This is a genomic window from Bradyrhizobium sp. CCH5-F6 (genome assembly GCF_001556045.1).
In the GTDB taxonomy this organism is placed as follows: Bacteria; Pseudomonadota; Alphaproteobacteria; order Rhizobiales; family Xanthobacteraceae; genus Bradyrhizobium.
This window is the reverse complement of sequence record NZ_LSIC01000132.1, coordinates 1-1,355: the sequence shown is the minus strand read 5'-3', so window position 1 is coordinate 1,355 and position 1,355 is coordinate 1. Positions and strand designations below refer to the sequence as shown.

Below are 1,355 nucleotides of genomic sequence, written 5' to 3'. Positions count from 1 at the left end.
TGGTCGAGAGTTTCCGCTGGTGTTTTCCAGCCGAGTGTTTTCCTGGGCCTGGTATTGAGGGCAAGAGCCACGGCCTCGAGGTCACCGGCATTGTGCATGCTGAGATCAGTCCCTTTTGGAAAATACTGGCGCAGCAACCCATTCGTGTTCTCGTTGGTGCCGCGCTGCCATGGGCTGTGCGGGTCGCAGAAGTAAACCTGCACGCCCGCGTCGATCTTGAGCCGTGCATGCTGAGCCAGCTCAGCTCCTTGATCCCAAGTCAGCGATCGGCGCAGCTGCTCAGGCATGGTGTAAATTGCGCGAGTGATCGCGTTGCGTACTGCTTCGGCGCCATGCCCTGCGAGAGCAGATCCCTTCTCCCCGTAAGCTTCCTGTTCGTGGCCCGTCTTGCGCGGCAGATGTAGCAGAATAGTAAAACGGGTCGTGCGCTCCACCAGGGTGCCGATCGCGGAGCTTCCAAGACCTATAATCAGGTCACCTTCCCAATGGCCCGGCACGGCTCGATCGGCGGCCTCCGCCGGACGTTGACTAATCATGATCTCGGAAGGAATGAAGCTCCTGCCTTTGCCGGCGCGCGCCCTCGGCATTCGCAACGCCCGCCCGGTGCGCAAGCAGGCCGTCAGTTCGCGGTGCAAAGCTCCTCGACCCTGCACATAAAGCGCCTGATAGATCGCCTCGTGACTGATTCGCATCGTCTTATCCTCGGGGAAGTCGAGCCGAAGTCGCCGCGAAATCTGTTCCGGGCTCCATGCCCTCGCCCAGCGCCGGTTTTGCCGATGCACAGCCCGGCGGCCCTTCCACACGACCTTCGGGCCAACAAGGGGCTCCCCGTCCGGCTTGGCGATCATACCGGCAAGCCGGTCTTGCACATAATCCCGCAGGGCCGGATTGATGACCAGCTTCGCCGACTTGGGCCGTCGGGCTGACCGATCAGCGTGCCATTGTGCCGTGGTCGCTCGGTACTCTGGAGCGCCGTGGCGGCGCGCTACGTTGCGCCGGAGTTCACGAGAGATCGTACATGGAGGCCGATCGAGCTGACGAGCTATGGCTCGCACCCCATGCCCCTGCGCACGCAAAATGGCGATATCTTCACGTTCAGCGAACGAGAGGTAGCGCTCCGATAGAGGTTTTGACGAACGCGATAAATGTGTTGGCGGCATACCGCCCGCCCTCCGGAACCAGCGTACTCCGACCGACGGCGACACCCCGGCCTCAACCGCAGCATCCTCGCTCAATCGCCCAGATGCAATCGCACTCCAGAACGCTCTACAATCCTCCCGTCGCGCCTCCGGCGGCCGGCCTGCTCGCACAAAACTCGCCATCGCAACCTCCTTCGCTGAAGTGTTGCGACGAAC

The 1,355-nt window shown here is 62.1% G+C and carries 1 protein-coding gene; it reads right to left on the bottom strand.

Translation table 11 applies throughout. The features are described 5' to 3' along the window. Nucleotides 1-1,322: IS30 family transposase (locus tag AX729_RS24385; protein WP_061026830.1), on the bottom strand; the 1,322-nt coding region annotated here is incomplete at its 3' end. Nucleotides 1,323-1,355: the final 33 nt, after the last annotated feature.